This window comes from Vibrio sp. 2130-1, from assembly GCF_033339515.1.
Map to the genome: position 1 here is coordinate 397,111 of NZ_JAWOUT010000004.1, position 18,153 is coordinate 415,263.

An 18,153-nucleotide genomic window follows, 5' to 3' on the forward strand; every position below is an offset into this window, starting at 1 on the left:
TTAAATCTTATTTAAAGATATAACAGGGCGTATTTAAAATGAAGTTTTTGATACATTAATCACTAATTATCACCAAACGTCAGATAATTAAATTATTACGATATATGTCAATTAATAATGCTATAGGAGATTAGCATGCAGTCTAATACGTATCTTAAATACGCAGATATTAAGGGTGAGGCAACAGCCGAGCAATACAAAGATTTGATTACACTACTATCTGTAGATTGGAGTGTAGGTCGTGAGATCTCATCATACACTGGTACAGCGATGGACCGTGAAGCGAGCGCTACTCGTCTATATGATTTGACTATCACTAAACTTCAAGACCGTTCTTCTCCTGACTTATTTAAAGAAGCGACGATTGGTAAAGGTAAACCAGCGGTTTTCCATATTACTAAGCAGGGTGAGAAGGTTGAAGAGATCATGAAGATCGAACTGACTGATGCGATGATTTCTAACTACTCAGTTTCTATCCAAGACGATCGTCCAGTTGAAACTATCACAATTTCTTACACAGAAATGATGATGACAGTGACTCCTACTGACGATAAGAACAACACTTCTGCTCCATTGGTATACGGCTACAGCGGTGTTAAAGGTCAACAAATGTAATTTTCATGCGGGGGAGTATTCCTCCGCATTTTTTTGAAAGAAGTATTTAATGAAAAGAGCAACTCAAGATAACAATTTCATCCGAATTTCTTCGCCATTCGGTAAAGATGCCATCATACTAAACTCGTTTGAGTATAGAGAAGAGATCTCAGAACTTTTTTCATTGCGTGCTAAAGCTTACTTTAATGATCAACGAAGTGAGTTAAACGAAATTATTGGTAAGGAAGTTACCATTACCCTTGAAAATAATGAGGATGTTTCTTCAAATCCTCGTTATATGCATGGTTATGTTTCTGCTGCAAGATTAGAAGGGAAAAGGGTTTCTAATACACATAAAGGCGAAAATTATAAAAACATAGAATTATTAATAGAGCCTAAATTACGTTTCGCTGAATATCGAAAAAATTGCAGAATATTTCAGCATAAAGATATAAAGGAAATTATCTCTGAAGTACTATCGGAGCATAGTGTTGCCTTTAGTTTTGAGTTAACCGAGTCCTATCCTAAATACACATACAAAGTACAATATGAAGAATCAGATCTTGAATTTGTTCGACGTCTGTTATCGGAGGAGGGGCTATCATTTTGTTTTACACATACTAAGTCTGCCCATACGCTCAATATTTTTGATGACATCAGTTTTTATAAGCCGGGTACTGAGTTTTTAGTCGATTTTGATACAGGTACGGCGAAGTCTAGCCACATTTCTTCTTGGCATGAAACGCAAATTCTGACTACTAAAGCGAGTCAAAAGTCAGGCTATAACATGCTCAAGCCTTCTTCGAATCCTAAAAATACTGCAAAGGGTGAAAGTGATTTTTTTACAGTACCTGGAAGCGAGTATTTTGAATACATGGGTGAAATGGAGAGCAATGATCAATACGCACTGAGAAACACGCATGCAATAGAAGCACTACAGCAAAGTGCATATTTGTGTCGTGGCGAGGCTACGTGCAGAACATTCAGTGTAGGCAAGTGCTTCAAGTTTAAAAAGCATGAAGATAAATCTCGAGTCGGCAAAGAATATGTACTGTCTTCTGTTTTTTTGTCTGCTGCTGTTTATAACCAGACTGGTCAAGGTGGGACCGGTGCGCAAGGTGTCAAAGTCTCGTTTAGTTGTGTTGACTCAAAGACAATCCTGCGTCCTTCAGTTAACTACCCGAAACCTCAGATGAAAGGTTTGCAAACCGCAGTAGTTACGGGGAACAAAGATGGTGAAATTTACATAGACAAACATGGCCGTATCAAAGTTCAGTTTCACTGGGACCGTGTTGGTAAATACGATGTAAATAGTTCATGTTGGATTCGTGTTGCGCAAAATATTGCAGGTAACGGATGGGGGTCGGTGTTTCACCCTAGAGTCGGACAAGAGGTCATCGTCGAGTTTGTCAACGGAGACCCTGATCAACCAATCGTAACGGGGTCACTATATAACGGTAGTCAACTCCCTCCTTACGCTTTACCAGAGCAAAGTTCTCAGAGTGGTTATAAATCACGCTCTGTACAAAAAGGTACATCCAATTTTAATGAGTTGCGCTTCGATGATAAGCCTGGTGAAGAGCACATTTATCTTCATGCTGAAAAACTGTTCCAAATGCTAGTTGAAGACTGTGTTGATATCGCCGTTGAAAACAGTAAAACCGAAAAAGTGACCAATGATGTTAATCAAGAGGTTGGTCAGAACGCGAGCTTGAAAGTAGGTAAAAACTTTTCGAATGAAACGGGTGAAGTACTGTCTTTTAATGCAGGAAAGAGCGTCGAGATCAAAGTAGGTGGTGCTTCTATTCAGATGTCTAGCTCTGGAGAAATCAATATCAAAGGTAATAAAATATCCATTAACGGCTCAGCTATTGCTCTTAAAGCTGGGCAAATTTCATTGAACTAAGGTGATTTAAAGTGGGTAAACCAGCCGCAATTTTGGGCAGCTTTCATCTTTGCCCTAAAAAAACAGGAAAGATACCGCATGTCGGTGGTCCCGTCGTTGTTGGTTCACCAAACGTAACGATTGGCGGGATACCTGCGGCAAGACAAGGCGACAAGCTTATTTGTATCGGTCCTCCGGATAGTATCTCAGCAGGTTCTTCTAGCGTAACAATCAACGGTAAACCAGCCGCGAGAGTCGGCGATTCAACGTCTCATGGTGGCAAAATTCTATCTGGTATGCCTACGGTTTTAATCGGAGGCTAGATGCCACTCGCATTTCAAACGCATCTTCTATCCTTTAATGGCCGTTCACACACCGTTCGCGAGATAGCTGATGATTCTTTTAGATTGTCCGAGGAAATCCGACCCCCTGACTTTGCTCAATCAATAGATGAGCATATATTAAGCCTCGTGCGCTCTGAGCGCGAGAGTCTTGAGCAAGCTGATATCAAGGGGAATCTCTGTGTTCTTTTACCATCTTCGGTAGACAAAAGTTTGCTTAAAGCATTGATAAGCGAGCTTTCTATTTTCGTTGACCAAACTGTCAATACTGAAATTTACTTTTATCCTTATGGCCAAGCTGCATTTTTGATGGCACTAAATCGGATAAATCGTGAAGTTAATGAAACGCAAGCGACTTGGATACTGGCTATAGAGGTTACGAGCGATGTAGAAGGGCATGTCAAACCTCAAAGCTCTATCATTTTAACCAAGTGTTTTTTTCGACATTCAGGTCTTGTGCCTGATGTTGTTCGAATTGATTTAGATGCCAAACAACAACGCATCGCCGTGGACAAAGTGTTTAAGCAATTAGGAGTAAGTTGTGAACATCCACTCAGTCAATTGTATTTATCCGTTAATGAGGAAGAACCGCAATGGTTAAACTCAATGCAATTCTTGTCTCCGTGGGTGACCGATCAAACTCAGTATCAATTTGTTGATATCAAACTTGGCGGATTGGGTGCATGTGGCGGCGTTTTAAAAGCGTTAGTGATTGATGAGCTTCAAAGAAGCAGCCCCTGCCCAGACTTTCACGTGTTGCAAGCCGACATCGAGCCAGATGGCTATGCGGTAGGAGTAATATACAATTGGCGTAGTGAATAGGTCTGGCTATTGCTTTTCCTTCTAGTAGCTGAGGTTTTAGTGATGCAAATGTTATGGGGGATTGACTCGAAACTGGCCCTTTAATGATGTTTGGACAATGACTAGGCGCAGCTTGCTTGTCAAAATAGCTTTGCTCACCGCGTTTTTACAGTGTTATTCTCGCTTTCTGATTAAATAGCCAGCCATAGAACACAAACCACATGAAAAGCTGTTCGACTCAAGATATCCTTACCGATATAAAATAACTTGAGTTTTGGCTTGTTCGAGATCCCACCCGTGACGCATTCCCTTTTATAAACGGTACATGGACTCTGACAGAAGCAAGCCTACTCATAGAATTGGCGGAAAGTGAATTCGAATGAAGTTTATCCACACCTCAGATTGGCATCTTGGTCGACAATTCCACAACGTATCACTACTCGAAGATCAACAAGCAGTACTCGAACAACTGATTAACTATATTGAACGCAACCCCGTCGATGCAGTTGTAGTGGCGGGAGATATCTATGACCGTTCGGTGCCACCAACGGTTGCAATAGAACTGTTAAATCGAGTCGTGAAACGCATTTGTACCGAGTTAGAAACACCAATGATATTGATATCTGGCAACCATGATGGTGCAGAAAGGTTAGGTTTCGGCTCAGAGCAAATGAAAAATGCAGGTCTTCATATTGTTAGCAACTTTGAAGATATGCTCACTCCCATCATCATAAAAACGGATTCTGGGGATGAGGTCGCGTTTTATGGTATGCCTTATAACGACCCTGAACAGGTCAGGTTTGCCTACAAAGCCTCGGTATCCACTCATGATGAGGCTCATCAATTGCTTGTTGAGCAAATTAAAGAGCGCTTTATCTCTAAGCAAAAGCGCGTACTCGTGAGTCACTGTTTTGTTGATGGGGCCATCGAGTCAGACTCTGAACGACCATTATCTATTGGTGGTTCTGATCGCGTGAGTCATGAACACTTCTTAGATTTTGACTACGTCGCACTTGGTCATTTGCATCAGCCTCAAAAGAAAGGCGCAGAGCATATCCGTTACTCTGGCTCTCCCATGAAGTATAGCTTTGGTGAACAGAACCAGAGAAAAGGTTTCACGTTAGTTGAACTGAACAAGAAAGGATTCGTTTCTGCAAAGCATATTGATCTTACGGCTCCTCATGAAATGCGTATTGTAGAGGGCGAGCTGGATAAAGTTATTGAGCAAGGAAAAACAGACCCTAAGAATGAAGATTATTTGTTAGTTCGTTTGATGGATAAACATGCGATTTTAAACCCAATGGAAAAACTTCGTTCAGTGTATCCAAACGTTTTACACCTTGAGAAACCTGGCATGTTAATTGGGGTAGAGCAGGAAATGGCGCAAGCAAAGTTGGCGCGAAGCGAAATTGATATGTTCCGAGATTTTTTTATTGAGGCGCAAGATAGCCAGTTGTCTAAAGAGCAAGAGCAAGCTGTTACTGACATTATTAAGCAATTATCACAGCAATAGGGACCAAAGATGAAACCAATTAAACTAATCATGCAAGCCTTTGGTCCGTTTGCAAAAACTGAAATCATTGATTTTGAGAAGCTTGGCAGTAACCCTCTATTTTTGATTAATGGTCCTACAGGTTCCGGTAAAACGTCGATCTTAGATGCCATTTGCTTCGCCCTTTATGGTGAAACCACAGGTAATGAGCGACAAGGTATTCAGATGCGGTGTGACTTATCCGCGCAAGATTTACCAACCGAAGTAGTTCTCGAATTTTCGTTACACGGCAAACAATACCGAGTTGTTCGATCCCCTGAGCAGAAAGCGCCCAAGGCCCGTGGTGAAGGGATGACGATTAAAAAGCACACTGCTGCTCTTTATGAACTCGGTGAGACTGAAACGCTTATCACCAGCAAGACGACTCAGGTTAAAACTGAAGTTAGCAATATTATTGGCTTGAATGAAACTCAATTTCGTCAAGTTATGGTGTTGCCTCAAGGAAAATTCCGAGAACTGTTGCTTGCTAGCTCTAAAGAGCGTGAAGAAATTTTTGGCCAACTCTTTCAAACTGACATATATAAAAAAATTGAGTACGCGCTCAAAGATAAAGCGAGTGCAATTAGTAAAGCGAAAGGCGAATTTGATAATCAAATTCGAGGTGCTTTACAAGTTGCAGAAGCGAGTTCTGAACAAGAACTATTACAACAACTGGAACAAGTAACTAAGCAATTAGAGTCTGATAAACAGAATGAGCAAGCAGCGTTAGATAAGCTCAATACTGCTAAATCTGAATTGCAAAAAGCGGAAACCTTGAATGGAGAGTTTTCGAAACGAGAGCAAGCAGAAAGCGCACTCAAGCTGCATCTAGAACACTCAGATTCGATAAAAGCTCGTCAACAGCAATTAGAAAACGCTAAAAATGCCAATAAGATAGAGTTGCCCTACGTCTCATTACAAAATGCAAAAGCTCAAACGCAAGAGCTTAGGCAAAAAATCGTAGCTTTGAAAGAGAGTCTCGAAAAAGCTCATGTCGTTGCGAGAGAACAAGAAAACTTGCAGCAAAGTGCAAAAGAGGCCGCGGCAAAGGTCCCGCAGTTAACGCAACTGCAGTATCAGCTTGAAAGTATGAAAAACAAGTTGGTCGAGAAAGACAATTTGGAAAGTAAAATAACGGCGGGTTATCAACAAAAACAACAATTTGAAGCAACGTTAAAACAGTACATAGAACTAAAAGATAAGTTAACGTTACAGGCCCAGCAGGGACAGAAGGAGCTAGAGAAAGCACGAGTTGATGTTGCGCTTATTGGCAGCATCGATGCGGAAATAAAACAAAAACAACGGCTGCTACAGGATCTAAAAAAGCTGCATGATCTTACTTTAGAGCTCTCTAAACTCAATGCGCTAACTGTAGGTAAGCAGCAGTCACTAAACGAAGCCAGTCAGCGCTATATGCAGTGTCAACAAGACGCTGATACGATAGAGCTTAAGTGGCACAACGCTCAAGCAGCAGTATTAGCGCAGCGACTAAAAGCAGGTGAAGCATGCCCGGTGTGTGGTAGCGAAACGCATCCTAACCCCGCAACGTTTGTTGAAGAAGCCGTTACAAAAGAGCAAGTTCAGGCGGCTAGAGCGAAAGAGCGAGAAGCTCAAACCTTGTTGAACCAACTAAGCAATCAGCTAGAACAACATAACGTTGTCATTAGTCAGTATCAGAATCAGTGTAACCAGTTGAAAGAGGAGTTGGGTGAGTATGCTACATCTGAGATCTCGACGGTTCAAAATGATTTGCAAGCGCTTAATGCTCAACTCCTACGTCTACAAGCTATTGATATTGAAAAACTAGAAAGGAACGTTGAACAGCTTAATCAACGCTGCGTCGTGGGTGAAAATAAAATTTATGAGCTGCAGAATAAAATGGCGGCAAATGAATCAACCGTTAAAGCGAACCAAGAACAATTGGCTCAATTACAAGCTTCTATTGACCCAAAATACAGTTCCGCTGACTTGCTTGAACGTGAAATTTTGCTGACAAAAGAGCAAATTCTGAGTTTGAACACAGGCTTAGAAAAGGCGCAAACCGCTTTGCAGCAAGCGATATTGGAGAAATCAAATGCGGAAAGTCACTTAGCGACGAACAAGCAGTGGTTATCTGAGTCAGAGCAAAAACTTAGCCAAGCAGAATTAGCGTGGAATGAGGCACTACAGGCGAGTAAATTTGAGGATGAAAGCCATTATCTAAGTAGTCGAGTGGGAGATGATGAACTTCAAGCCTGGCAGCAAGAAATAGACAGTTTCAAACAGGCACAAACCAAGCTTGAGCAAACACTACATGATTTAAATCATGCATTGAAAGATCTTGAAAGGCCTAATTTGGAGTCGTTTAACGACAGGTTAACCACTCTGCAGGCGCAATATATTGAAGTAAGGAATCAACTTGATACCACACGCTCAATATTTGAACGTCTTGAAAAGGTTCGTAAAGATATTGCCGTGTTGCATGAGAAAAATAGTAAGTTAGAAGAAGAATACAAAGTCTTTGGTACGTTGTACGACGTTGCTAGCGGTAAAACAGGCAGCAGGGTTAGCCTACATCGCTTTGTTCTTGGTGTACTGTTGGATGATGTGCTGATTCAGGCCTCTCAACGCTTAAGCCTTATGAGTAAAGGGCGCTATATTCTTGCTCGAAAAACAGAGGGCTTCAAAGGCGCAGCGGGTCGCGGCTTAGATTTAATGGTTGAAGATGGCTACACAGGAAAAACGCGTGATGTTGCGACACTTTCCGGCGGTGAATCATTTATGGCAGCGCTTGCTCTGGCACTTGGTTTGTCGGATGTTGTGCAATCCTATAGTGGCGGTATCCGTTTAGACACTTTATTTATTGATGAGGGCTTCGGTAGTTTAGACCCAGAGTCTTTAGATCTTGCTATTCAAACGCTAGTGGACTTGCAACAGACTGGGCGCATGATCGGTGTTATTTCTCACGTTTCTGAGCTGAAAGAGCAAATGGCGCAGAGGATTGATGTTGAACCATCAAGACTTGGTTCAACGGTGTCGATTAAATCTCAATGTCGCTTCGCTGTCTAATTCAGTGATTACTGTTAGATCAAAAAGCCCCTATTGTTAGGGGCTTTCTGACTAAGTTGCTACTGTTCGCAAAAGTGGCCTTCTTTTGGCGATTGGGTAATCGCATATTCGCCATCGAGGTTGCGATAAACAATCGTGTTCCAAACAGAGCCATCATCCAATTCAAACTCAATAGCATAGTTGACGCCGCTAACGATTTGCGCGTGAACATTCAGTATTTGTTTAAACGACGCTATTGTGTCCATTTTCTTTAAAACAAAGGCCATTGCCTTTTGTGCATCAGGGGTCGCGTTAAACTCATTCCACCCACCTGGCATGTTTCCTTGTGCATTACATACATCTGCCGAGGTCGTTAATTGTGTCGTTTCGCTCGGCTTTTCCTGCTGACAACCTGCAAGTAACACCAAAAGTGCACAAACTGACACTGTTTTTAATTTCATAACAATAACCTCTGTCTATAACGCAACGTATTATAGGAGGGTGATATGCCTACGAATGTCTATGTTGTGCAAAGTTTCTATATGCATAGGGTTAAATGCTGACAAAATGTACAATCATGGTCAGCTTGTAAGTCAAAAATAGAGCAATCTTGTTATCGATTTGCTGAGATGACGAGGTTTCGGTGTTCAGCGCGCTATTGATGATGAAGAATTGTGATGTGTACCTATGAGGGCGATGGTGCGGCTTAGTGATCGATTTGTTATCTTCTAGAGTAAAATCAATCACTAATTAAAATTTAGGTGTTGTATGAAATCGATAAAAATATTTTTACTTTTGTCACTTGCAACTTTATTTGGTTGTACTTCGAAGCCGGATGGGGTGGAACCCGTCAATAATTTCGATTTAGAGCCATATCTAGGTAAGTGGTACGAAATTGCACGCCTAGACCATTCATTTGAGCGAGGCTTATCCAACGTTACCGCTGAGTATCAGGTTCGCGAGGATGGTGGGGTTAAGGTGATAAACCGTGGATATTCCGAAGAAGAGCGACAGTGGTCAGAAGCTGAAGGCAAAGCTTATTTTGTTGAAGATAAAACGGTTGGACACTTAAAGGTTTCCTTTTTTGGGCCAATATACTCTTCTTACATTGTTTTTGAGCTAGGTGAAAACTATGACTATGCGTTTGTTTCCGGTTACAACCACGACTATTTGTGGCTATTGTCTAGAACGCCTAACGTTGATGAGAAAGTAGTGGAGCGCTTTAAGTACGTAGCTAAAGAGAAAGGTTTCGCTATCGACGAGCTCATTTTTGTTGAACAAGAGAAACAAAGACAACTTTAAGTTCATCAGCGTGGCTGAAAAAGCGGACAGAGGGGAAGCTTCCTAATTAAGAGCTCAGTTTGTCATTTCGCTTAACAGTAATTTGTTACGGCGTAACTTAATGTGGTCAAAATGGATATAGCCCCATCATTTGTGATTACTCGTGATGGGGCTTATATAAATTTGAGTGAGCGTCGAAAGGTTGCTCTATCAACAAACGGTTATGGTTTACTTAATCAAACGAACGATCAGGGAACCTGGTGCTCGAATAGATTCAACATTGTGGCTAAGTACTGTGCCGCTTGTTGGGGCGGTGTAGCGTTTAATCTCAGCGCCAAAGTTGTCGTATTGAATCGCAAGAAGTTGGCCTTGCTCGACAAAATTCATCAAACTGACATGAGGCAGTACAAAGCCGCCGTGTGTCGCTTTCACACTGACGATTTCGTTTCCTTCCAAGCATGACGTAATAGGGTCCATATCACCTTCAACAATGCTATGCTTTTTCAGCACATTAAAAATGCCTGTTACAGTTCGACTGATAAGTTCTTGCTCGGTGTATCGCCCCATACCTACTTCAACAGTAATACTTGGGACACCATGGTTATTCCAGACCGTTTCAAGGACGCCAGCATCTCCAGGATCATTTAAAATCGCATCAGGATTAATGAGGCGAGCCATTTCTAATGATTGCTCGATTCGGAAATCTGCAAACACGTAAAGTGGATAGGCCGCACCACTGGTTTGAGTGTGAAGGTCAATGGCTAAATCAGCATTTGGCTTGAGCAAATCATTCCACAATGCATATAAGTAACGTTGGGCCTCATTGCCGTTTTGGTCACCAGGAAAAAAGCGGTTTAAGTTTGCAGGAGACGCATCAGGGTCTGCGGAATAGAAATCGCGGCTGTGGTTTAGCATACCAGGCATGTTAATGGTTGGAACAATAGTGACAGTACCAGCGACTTCAGTGCCGATGAGCTCTCGAGCAGTTTTCTGCGCTGCTAACACACCATTGTACTCATCACCATGAACCCCTGCGGTAATCATGATCTTCTTGCCAGGTTTTTCACCTTTGAACACTAGCACAGGTAGGTGTTGCCACTGAGAGAGAGCATTCGTTGCGATGCGAAACCAAAACTTATGCTCGCCCGAATTTAGGTCTGCTACATTGAGAGATTGAATCACTTGATGACCTTGAATCACGTCATCGAGAAATTGTGTTGCCATTAAAGTTACCACTCCAAAACCATAAGCTAATCTAAAACCTTAGCGTCGTCATACCATGAATATTAATAAGGCGAGAACATGTCTCGCCTTAATTACCAATTGGCTTCGTTTTACGCAAAACCCATAATATGAGCTGCGATAACGACGATACTTGATAGGGTAAAGAGTAATAGAATAAATCGCCAGCAGAATTTTGCCCAGTCACCCCAGTCGATACGGCAGACACCAAGCGTTGCCATGAGAGATGCCGAAGTAGGGACGATAACGTTAGTAAAGCCATCGCCAAGTTGGAATGACAAAACTGCCACTTGGCGCGTAACGCCTGCAATGTCTGCCAGAGGGGCCAGTAGAGGCATCGTTAGTGCCGCTTGTCCAGAGCCCGAAGTGACGAAGAAGTTGAAGATAGATTGGAATACATACATTAACCATGCCGCAGCCACGTCAGGAAGCCCGCTAATCACGCCGCCAGCACTGTTTAGAATTGAGTTCAGTACACTCGCTTCATCAGTTGTACCACCACCAAGGATCAACAATACACCTTTTGCACAACCCACTAACAGGGCAGGTGCAAGCATAATAGCTGCACCTTCTTTAAATGCATCAGCTGCGCAGTTTAGCGTCATACCGTTCAGGCGGAAAATCGTACCGATGATCGCGACAACAAAGCCCATAGTGAAAAATTGAGACGCGATTTCTGGGATGTACCATGCGTTAGCGACTACGCCCCAAACGACCCACACCGTGGTCGCAATAACCGTAAGGATAACGAGTGTGTCACCTAGGTTCCAACGAGAATCTTGATTGCCAAGCTCTTGCTGACGGAAATACTGGTCTGTGCGATGGCTGTAAGAAAGTTTAGGATTTGACTTCACACGAGCGGCGTAGATCATTGTGAAAGCGATACCGATTAACGTAAAGCCAGCCCATAACCCCATGCGTACTGTCATGCCGGATAAAACAGGTACACCCGCAATGCCTTGCGCAATAGCGACGGAAAAAGGGTTCATCCAAGAAGTAGCGAAGCCAATTTGAGTCGCAACATAGGTAACCATTACCGTAGTGATACCATCATAACCAAGGCGAACCATAAGCGGCGCGATAATAATCGCAAACGCTACGGCTTCTTCACCCATACCAAATACCGCACCGCCTAGCGAGAACAGCAAAAATAGCACTGGAATGAATAGCGCTTCGTTACCTTTGGTCTTATCGATAAGGCGCAGGATACCGTTATCGATTGTGCCTGTGCGCATTACAACGCCGAAAGCACCGCCGATAACCAACATGAACATAATCACGCCGATTGCGCTGCCCCATTTAGAGCCAGAAACTAGCCCTTCGAAAGGGAAGTTCATCAGACCAATGCCACCACCAGAAGCAAACAGGCCAACCTTGTTGTAAACCAGTTCACCGTTTTCGTCGGTTGCATAAGAGAAAGAAGAAGGATCGATAACTGTGCGAGTTTTTTCTGCACCGTCGACCATGTAGGTCACCTGTTGGCTATCAAAATGACCAGCAGGAATTAAGTAGGTAAGAATCGCAGCAAGAATACCAACAATGAAGATCAAAATGAGGGTATCTGGCATCTGCCACGACTTAGGGGTAGCAACCGAGTCTGCTGGTTGCGCATGTGTGTGAGACATAACTTACTTCACGTCAAATTCAATAAAGCATGAAATATCGATAAAATAGAATAAAAAGTCAATATTAATGCTTATGTTGAACTATAAATTCATCAAATATTTGAAGTGAAGTTAATTTGATTGTTTTGTGGTCAAATGTTGGGTTAATGTTTCAATATGCGTTGAGTTTGGATGATTCACGAGCTTTCATAGTCATCTACAGGTGATCTAATTACTTGATTTCTGTCTGTTCTGCATAAAAAGCAGCGACATCACGAAGGTCTTCATCATTTAACATTTTTAACTGTGCTGCCATCATTTCTGCAAGTGGCCCTTTACGCTCACCGGCTTGATAAGATTTCATTGCATTGTAAAGGTACTGAGCATTTTGACCAGCAAGGCTTGGATAGGTGTTGTTCGTTGCGATGCCTGTAACACCGTGACAATAGACACAGCTAGGTGATTTGATTTTACCTTTATCAGCATCACCAAACGGCTCGGCATGGATAGCGGAAGAGAAAATAAAAGAGATTAGAAGTACAAATCTGAGCATGGAGGTTATCTATTCGCTAAAAATCATGCCGATACAATAAAGCTTCCCCTTAGGGGAAGCTCAATGATCAAAATCAAATTAAAGTAGAGATTTTATACTTGATAAGAAAGTGTCGATGTCTTTCGCTGAAATATCTTTATGAGTTACAAAACGAATTGGATTTCCAGGGGTTATCGTGATGTTTTGTTCCTTTAGTTTCGCAGCGATACTTACTATGTCCACTTGAGGAGCAAGCTTCGCGAACACGATGTTCGTTTGAACAAATTCAGGGTTGACTGAAAAACCAGGCAGTTCTGCTAAACCTTCCGCTAAAGTTTTTGCGTTGATGTGATCTTGTTTTAGCTGTTCCACTTGTTCGGTAAGGGCAAGTTTGCCTGCTGCGGCAAGAATACCCGCTTGACGCATACCACCGCCGACCATCTTTCTTAAGCGACGTGCTTTTGCGATGTAGTCTTTGCTACCAAGCAGTAGCGAGCCAACAGGGGCAGCCAGACCTTTCGACAGACAGATCGTCATTGAATCAAAGTACTGACCGATCTCTTTTACCTGAACATCAAGTGCAACGGCTGCGTTAAAAACGCGAGCGCCATCTAGATGCATCTGCAAGTTATGTTTATTCACGAAGTCACGTGCTTCTGCTAAGTAAGACAGAGGTAGTGCTTTACCATTAATTGTGTTTTCTAAGCTGAGAAGCTTAGTGCGAGCAAAGTGACAATCATCTGGTTTAATCGCAGCAGCCAGTTTATCAAATGGTAGCGTGCCATCTGGGTTATTTTCGACTGGTTGAGGTTGAATTGATCCCAAAACCGCCGCGCCACCAGCTTCGTATTTGTAGTTATGTGCTTGTTGCCCACATAGATATTCATCTCCCCGCTCGCAATGCGCCATTAAACCGAGCAGATTGGCTTGAGTGCCTGAAGTGGTAAACAAAGCTGCTTCGAAACCAGCAAGCTGCGCAGCAAATTTTTCAAGCTCATTGACCGTAGGGTCATCACCATAAACATCATCCCCAACAGGGGCCTTAAACATGGCTTCTCGCATGGCTTGGGTGGGTTGTGTAACGGTATCTGATCGAAAATCCATGAATGTCTCCTTGGTCAAAGTCCTAAATATATCCGCAAAGGCGCGCTTTGCTTAAGCAAGCGATCGTTTTGGCATCGGTGATCGTGCCATCGACAATCTTTTCTTCGAGTTGCTTGATTGACAAGGTGACGACCTCAATCACTTCGTCTTCATCGCACTCGTAACGGTTTGTTTTGTTAAGCTTTTCGGCAACAAATAGATACTGTATCTCATCACAAAATCCGGCAAGAGGGGTGACTTGGCCGAGAGACGTGAATTTCTCTGCACTAAACCCAGTTTCTTCCTCTAGCTCTCTTTTGGCGCAGCAGAGTGGCTCTTCGTTGCCTTCTCTGGTACCAGCAGGCAGTTCCAATAGCCATTTATTAAGTGAAGGCCGAAATTGGTGGACAAGGACAATGTGACCCTCCGCTGTAATAGGGAGAATCACCGCAGCACCCGGATGATGGATTGTGGTGTGCGTAATTGCCTGTCCTGTAGGAAGCATAACGTCTTCTTCAATCAGAGAAATTTGCTTCCATTTATGAATTATCTTGCTCATGCAGTTATGAACCCTAGCTGTTACCGCATTTTTGACGTTTTTCGACATTAACCACAAATGGTGGGAAACAAAAGCAAAAAATACTGCAACACGACGAAAGCGTTTGCACTTTAAGTGAGCAATGTCTCATAAATGGAAACTTTGATTGCTTCGTCAAGAAGGGGAAAAGCATCTGCTATAAGGGGAATTCGACAAAATACATTTGTAACAAAGTTATAACAAGTGTATAAAAATGTTAACGCAATACCACTTCAGCAGCCGGAGAACGTATGACACAAACCTTATTTGCCTCAAATGCCGAAAAAGCGCTTCTCTCAGAACGCATCAATAAATTGGCGAAAGCGTTAACGGATGGCGTTTATGAGCGTGAACATACGATCAAGCTCTGCCTTCTTGCTGCACTTGCTGGTGAAAGTGTTTTTCTTTTAGGTCCGCCTGGTATTGCAAAAAGTTTAATTGCCAAACGACTCATCCAAGCGTTCGATAACAGCAGTTACTTCGAATACCTGATGACGCGCTTCTCAACCCCTGAAGAGGTGTTTGGGCCACTGAGTATCCAAGAGCTAAAAGACAACGGCCGTTATGTTCGCTTAACTAAAGGGTATTTGCCAACTGCACAAGTCGTATTTTTGGATGAAATCTGGAAGGCGGGCCCTGCAATTCTTAATACATTGCTTACAGTGGTTAATGAGAAAACATTCAAAAATGGCAGCGATATCGAGCGTGTGCCAATGCGCTTGTTGGTATCGGCTTCCAATGAATTACCCGATGAAGATAGTGGATTGGATGCGCTCTACGACCGCATGTTGGTGCGTGTGTTTGTGAATCGAATTCAGAATAAACAAAACTTTAAGTCGATGTTGACTGTGGGCACATCGCAAGAGGCACAAGTACCAGAAGGCCTAGCGATAACTGATGAAGAATATCATCAATGGCAACAACAGCTCGACAAATTGACGTTAACTGACAATGCATTCGAAAAGCTTTTCCAGCTTAAAACGATGTTAGAAAGCAAAGTTGAAGCTCAGTTTGGTGATGTGGCCAATACCGATATGTATGTCTCTGACCGCCGCTGGAAGAAAGCCGTGAAGTTGTTAAAAGCGAGCGCGTTTTTTAATGGTCGCGATGAAATAAATCCGCTTGACCTTCTACTGCTGCAAGATTGTTTATGGAACAGTCCTGAATCGCGAGATGTGGTACGTGAAGTGGTTCAAGAGTTCGCCTTAAAACATGCATTTGATCAACAAGACGCGGAGCAGGAAATTGAGTACTGCCGAGAGTCTTTGGTTGATGTTCAACATGAACTTGAAGATGCCTACCGCATGACGTTAACGTCTGAAGCGGCAACGGGCATTTTGCGTAAAGAAACCATGCGCTTTGATACCTCTAAAGCCAAGATGTACAAAGTTGGCGCAGCCGTTAACTTAGTTAAATTGGTTGTCTTGCAAAGCAACATGTCGGTTTCAGAATCAGAAAAAGGTGATAGCCGCTGGGTTTATGTACCCAAAGATGAGTTAGATCGAGTCATTAAAGAGGGAAGCGGTGATGTGTATGGTTACGTCAATCAAAACACCAACATGTGCCGTTTACGATTTGATGTTGACGCGGCGAATAACCTAGTTATCCGTGATATCGCGAACCGAGGCATTTTGGTTAGCCTAGTGACTCAAGAGGGCTTGGATGTAGAGCTTTACCAAAAGTGGTTAACGCAGAGCGAAAAAGCCGTAAATCAGCTTAGTGAGGCAGAACACCATATGCGCAAGGTGAAAGCGAACTTTCATGATGCGCTTCCGCATAGCTTTGTTGATCCTGAACTACCCCGCCTAATGGAGTCGAGTCTGCAACAGGTCAGTCAGAGACTTGAATCAATCCAAGCAGAAAGTGAAAAAGTTATCCAACGCTTTAAAAACTTAAATCAGTTTTTCTCATAAGGAGACGACATGCTAGGTGCAGACGGACTTAACCTCGCGCTGATGGTGGCCGACTCCGGCATCATCGATAGCGCAGTTAATGATTTGATGGCTCGTTCACAAGTCATGATGATGGCAGAAAACCGAGGTGTTAAATCTTCGGTCAAAGGTCACTTGTTAAAGTGGCGAGGCAGCGTCAAAAAACGGATCACCAAGGTATGTGAGACAGAGCGTTTCCAACAAGAGCTGTCTTTATATCAAGAGGTTATTCATTGGGATGAAGAGGCGTTTTTTGAAAACATCGAAGATGTGATTAAAAAGCTGGAATGGCACTCTGCGTTTTACATGCAAGCTCGCCGAATGATGGAAAAGAACAAAGGGATGAATAACCCTATGTTCCCTCATTACTTTTGTGATCAATGGTACCAAAGCCTCACCGATGCTATAAAACAAGCGCAAGTAAGCGAGCTTGAAGCCAATAAAGAAAAGGTGCTGAATGACCTGTATCAACGTATGGAAACCATGCGTAATATGGATAAAGTCACGGAGTCGGGTGACGCTGAAAGTGTAGGGCGCCTGTGGGATATGGCATCTGCCAAGTTGAGTAAAACAGACTTAACGGTGATGAAGCGCCATGCTGAGTTTCTGAAGAAGCACCAAGGCTTGCAAGAAATTGCGGAGCAACTCGGTCGTATGGCGGGGCAAGTAAATGATCCTGAACTAAATCGTGCGCCCACTGAAGAACTTCAATTGGTCGAAGAGAAAAGTGATGAGGCGACGGATGATATTGTCGGTATTCACGAAAGCGATGATCTAAATAAGCTACTTCCCAACGAAACGATGTTTTTGGCGTATCCTGAACTTGAAGTTGTGTTCTATAAACACTTAGTTGATAAACGGCTCATGAACTATCGTACACAAGGCAAATCGCGCACGTTACGTAAAGTTAAAGCTCACCGACCTGACCATAAAGCGGTAGATATCGAAAAAGGCCCCTTCATTGTTTGTGTGGACGCGTCCGGTTCCATGAGTGGCTTTCCTGAGCAATGCGCCAAAGCCATGGCTTATGCTCTGATGCAAATCGCACTAGCGGAGCAACGTGATTGCTATGTCATTATTTTTTCTACGGAACACATTACCTACGAACTAACCAAACAAGATGGTCTGCGCGAGGCGGCGGACTTTCTAACTTATAGCTTCCATGGTGGTACAGACTTAGAGCCAACTTTGATTAAATCTATCGACTTGATGAGCGGTGATAAATATAAAAACGCAGACATGGTAGTCATTTCCGACTTTATCGCGCCAAAACAACAAGACGAGTTACTGGCCAAAGTGGATGCGCTCAAAGCGAAGAAAAACCGTTTTCACGCGATTAGCTTATCGAAATACGGAAATCCTGCATTAATGTCGATGTTTGATCACACTTGGTCTTATCACCCTAATGTTGTGGGAAGATTGCTAAAAAGGGTCAGCAACTATTAAACGCCTTAATGTTTCATGGGACAAAACGAACTGAAAGCGAGATTTATATTGCTTCGTTTTAAGCCAATAAGATCGAACTTTGGTCGAATTGACTTAAAAGAAATCAAACGAACAGAAAATGAAATATTTTTGTTTGACTATCTTCTCTCAATCCGTAAAGTAGCCACCAACGCAACGGGGTAGAGCCCTGAAGCGTAATAAAAAGGCGCCTTGGCAGAGTGGCTATGCAGCGGATTGCAAATCCGTGGACCTCGGTTCGACTCCGGGAGGCGCCTCCA

15 protein-coding genes and 1 tRNA gene are annotated in these 18,153 nt (G+C 42.9%); 10 read left to right on the forward strand and 6 right to left on the reverse strand.

Features of this window, described 5'->3' with window-relative positions; translation table 11 throughout:
• Nucleotides 1-135 precede the first annotated feature (135 nt).
• The 6 genes from R7Q09_RS08485 (at nucleotide 136) to R7Q09_RS08510 (ending at nucleotide 8,200) form a co-directional block, all read left to right on the forward strand.
• Nucleotides 136-615 (forward strand): Hcp family type VI secretion system effector, encoded by a 480-nt coding sequence (locus R7Q09_RS08485; protein ID WP_005375967.1) that lies wholly within the window; start codon nucleotides 136-138, stop codon nucleotides 613-615.
• 49 nt (nucleotides 616-664) lie between these two features.
• Nucleotides 665-2,500, forward strand: coding sequence for a type VI secretion system tip protein TssI/VgrG (gene tssI, locus R7Q09_RS08490; RefSeq protein WP_318070636.1), 1,836 nt, complete (start codon nucleotides 665-667; stop codon nucleotides 2,498-2,500).
• Between the two features lie 11 nt (nucleotides 2,501-2,511).
• Nucleotides 2,512-2,802 (forward strand): PAAR domain-containing protein, encoded by a 291-nt coding sequence (locus R7Q09_RS08495; RefSeq protein WP_005375969.1) that lies wholly within the window; start codon nucleotides 2,512-2,514, stop codon nucleotides 2,800-2,802.
• Nucleotides 2,803-3,642: an NAD/NADP transhydrogenase subunit beta gene (locus R7Q09_RS08500; RefSeq protein WP_158155199.1), complete on the forward strand. Its 840-nt coding sequence runs from the start codon at nucleotides 2,803-2,805 to the stop codon at nucleotides 3,640-3,642.
• A gap of 358 nt (nucleotides 3,643-4,000) precedes the next feature.
• Nucleotides 4,001-5,134 carry an exonuclease SbcCD subunit D gene (locus R7Q09_RS08505; protein WP_213970842.1) on the forward strand — a complete coding sequence of 378 codons (1,134 nt, stop codon included), beginning with the start codon at nucleotides 4,001-4,003 and terminating at the stop codon, nucleotides 5,132-5,134.
• Nucleotides 5,135-5,143: 9 nt separating this feature from the next.
• Nucleotides 5,144-8,200 carry an SMC family ATPase gene (locus tag R7Q09_RS08510; RefSeq protein ID WP_318070635.1) on the forward strand — a complete coding sequence of 1,019 codons (3,057 nt, stop codon included), beginning with the start codon at nucleotides 5,144-5,146 and terminating at the stop codon, nucleotides 8,198-8,200.
• A 59-nt stretch (nucleotides 8,201-8,259) separates the two neighbouring features.
• Here the strand turns inward: R7Q09_RS08510 and R7Q09_RS08515 are convergent, their stop codons facing one another.
• Nucleotides 8,260-8,640, reverse strand: a complete 381-nt coding sequence (locus tag R7Q09_RS08515; RefSeq protein ID WP_005387498.1) for a cystatin domain-containing protein — start codon at nucleotides 8,638-8,640, stop codon at nucleotides 8,260-8,262.
• A gap of 307 nt (nucleotides 8,641-8,947) precedes the next feature.
• Here R7Q09_RS08515 and R7Q09_RS08520 point away from each other — a divergent pair, with 307 nt between their 5' ends.
• Nucleotides 8,948-9,481: a lipocalin family protein gene (locus R7Q09_RS08520; RefSeq protein WP_017820207.1), complete on the forward strand. Its 534-nt coding sequence runs from the start codon at nucleotides 8,948-8,950 to the stop codon at nucleotides 9,479-9,481.
• Between the two features lie 207 nt (nucleotides 9,482-9,688).
• Here the strand turns inward: R7Q09_RS08520 and R7Q09_RS08525 are convergent, their stop codons facing one another.
• The 5 genes from R7Q09_RS08525 to R7Q09_RS08545 all read right to left on the reverse strand — a co-directional run bounded on the left by R7Q09_RS08525 (nucleotide 9,689) and on the right by R7Q09_RS08545 (nucleotide 14,480).
• Nucleotides 9,689-10,684, reverse strand: coding sequence for a succinylglutamate desuccinylase/aspartoacylase family protein (locus R7Q09_RS08525; protein WP_005387494.1), 996 nt, complete (start codon nucleotides 10,682-10,684; stop codon nucleotides 9,689-9,691).
• Nucleotides 10,685-10,794: 110 nt separating this feature from the next.
• The gene (gene yfcC, locus R7Q09_RS08530) at nucleotides 10,795-12,327 is read right to left on the reverse strand and encodes a putative basic amino acid antiporter YfcC (RefSeq protein ID WP_005387492.1); all 1,533 of its coding nucleotides are present in this window, start codon (nucleotides 12,325-12,327) and stop codon (nucleotides 10,795-10,797) included.
• Between the two features lie 211 nt (nucleotides 12,328-12,538).
• On the reverse strand, nucleotides 12,539-12,859 hold the full coding sequence (locus tag R7Q09_RS08535) for a c-type cytochrome (protein ID WP_017633643.1): 321 nt from the start codon (nucleotides 12,857-12,859) through the stop codon (nucleotides 12,539-12,541).
• A 78-nt stretch (nucleotides 12,860-12,937) separates the two neighbouring features.
• Nucleotides 12,938-13,942 carry a low-specificity L-threonine aldolase gene (gene ltaE, locus R7Q09_RS08540; RefSeq protein WP_318070634.1) on the reverse strand — a complete coding sequence of 335 codons (1,005 nt, stop codon included), beginning with the start codon at nucleotides 13,940-13,942 and terminating at the stop codon, nucleotides 12,938-12,940.
• Nucleotides 13,943-13,964: 22 nt separating this feature from the next.
• Complete coding sequence (locus R7Q09_RS08545) at nucleotides 13,965-14,480, reverse strand: NUDIX hydrolase (RefSeq protein WP_054579018.1); 516 nt, start codon at nucleotides 14,478-14,480, stop codon at nucleotides 13,965-13,967.
• A 269-nt stretch (nucleotides 14,481-14,749) separates the two neighbouring features.
• Between R7Q09_RS08545 and R7Q09_RS08550 the strand changes: the two genes are divergently transcribed.
• From R7Q09_RS08550 to R7Q09_RS08560, 3 genes are all read left to right on the forward strand, one after another.
• Nucleotides 14,750-16,411 (forward strand): ATPase RavA domain-containing protein, encoded by a 1,662-nt coding sequence (locus R7Q09_RS08550; RefSeq protein WP_054576741.1) that lies wholly within the window; start codon nucleotides 14,750-14,752, stop codon nucleotides 16,409-16,411.
• A gap of 9 nt (nucleotides 16,412-16,420) precedes the next feature.
• Entirely contained in the window at nucleotides 16,421-17,875 is a 1,455-nt protein-coding gene (viaA, locus tag R7Q09_RS08555; protein WP_033907023.1) for an ATPase RavA stimulator ViaA, read from the forward strand.
• Nucleotides 17,876-18,079: 204 nt separating this feature from the next.
• Nucleotides 18,080-18,153, forward strand: a tRNA-Cys gene (locus R7Q09_RS08560).

What these genes read in the sequence shown, in the direction of transcription:
- ltaE (WP_318070634.1), bottom strand. Translation starts at nt 13,942, where the DNA reads ATGGATTTTCGATCAGATACCGTTACACAACCCACCCAAGCCATGCGA.
- R7Q09_RS08510 (WP_318070635.1), top strand. Translation starts at nt 5,144, where the DNA reads ATGAAACCAATTAAACTAATCATGCAAGCCTTTGGTCCGTTTGCAAAA.
- R7Q09_RS08525 (WP_005387494.1), bottom strand. Translation starts at nt 10,684, where the DNA reads ATGGCAACACAATTTCTCGATGACGTGATTCAAGGTCATCAAGTGATT.
- R7Q09_RS08505 (WP_213970842.1), top strand. Translation starts at nt 4,001, where the DNA reads ATGAAGTTTATCCACACCTCAGATTGGCATCTTGGTCGACAATTCCAC.
- viaA (WP_033907023.1), top strand. Translation starts at nt 16,421, where the DNA reads ATGCTAGGTGCAGACGGACTTAACCTCGCGCTGATGGTGGCCGACTCC.
- yfcC (WP_005387492.1), bottom strand. Translation starts at nt 12,327, where the DNA reads ATGTCTCACACACATGCGCAACCAGCAGACTCGGTTGCTACCCCTAAG.
- R7Q09_RS08550 (WP_054576741.1), top strand. Translation starts at nt 14,750, where the DNA reads ATGACACAAACCTTATTTGCCTCAAATGCCGAAAAAGCGCTTCTCTCA.
- R7Q09_RS08535 (WP_017633643.1), bottom strand. Translation starts at nt 12,859, where the DNA reads ATGCTCAGATTTGTACTTCTAATCTCTTTTATTTTCTCTTCCGCTATC.
- R7Q09_RS08485 (WP_005375967.1), top strand. Translation starts at nt 136, where the DNA reads ATGCAGTCTAATACGTATCTTAAATACGCAGATATTAAGGGTGAGGCA.
- tssI (WP_318070636.1), top strand. Translation starts at nt 665, where the DNA reads ATGAAAAGAGCAACTCAAGATAACAATTTCATCCGAATTTCTTCGCCA.
- R7Q09_RS08500 (WP_158155199.1), top strand. Translation starts at nt 2,803, where the DNA reads ATGCCACTCGCATTTCAAACGCATCTTCTATCCTTTAATGGCCGTTCA.
- R7Q09_RS08520 (WP_017820207.1), top strand. Translation starts at nt 8,948, where the DNA reads ATGAAATCGATAAAAATATTTTTACTTTTGTCACTTGCAACTTTATTT.
- R7Q09_RS08515 (WP_005387498.1), bottom strand. Translation starts at nt 8,640, where the DNA reads ATGAAATTAAAAACAGTGTCAGTTTGTGCACTTTTGGTGTTACTTGCA.
- R7Q09_RS08545 (WP_054579018.1), bottom strand. Translation starts at nt 14,480, where the DNA reads ATGAGCAAGATAATTCATAAATGGAAGCAAATTTCTCTGATTGAAGAA.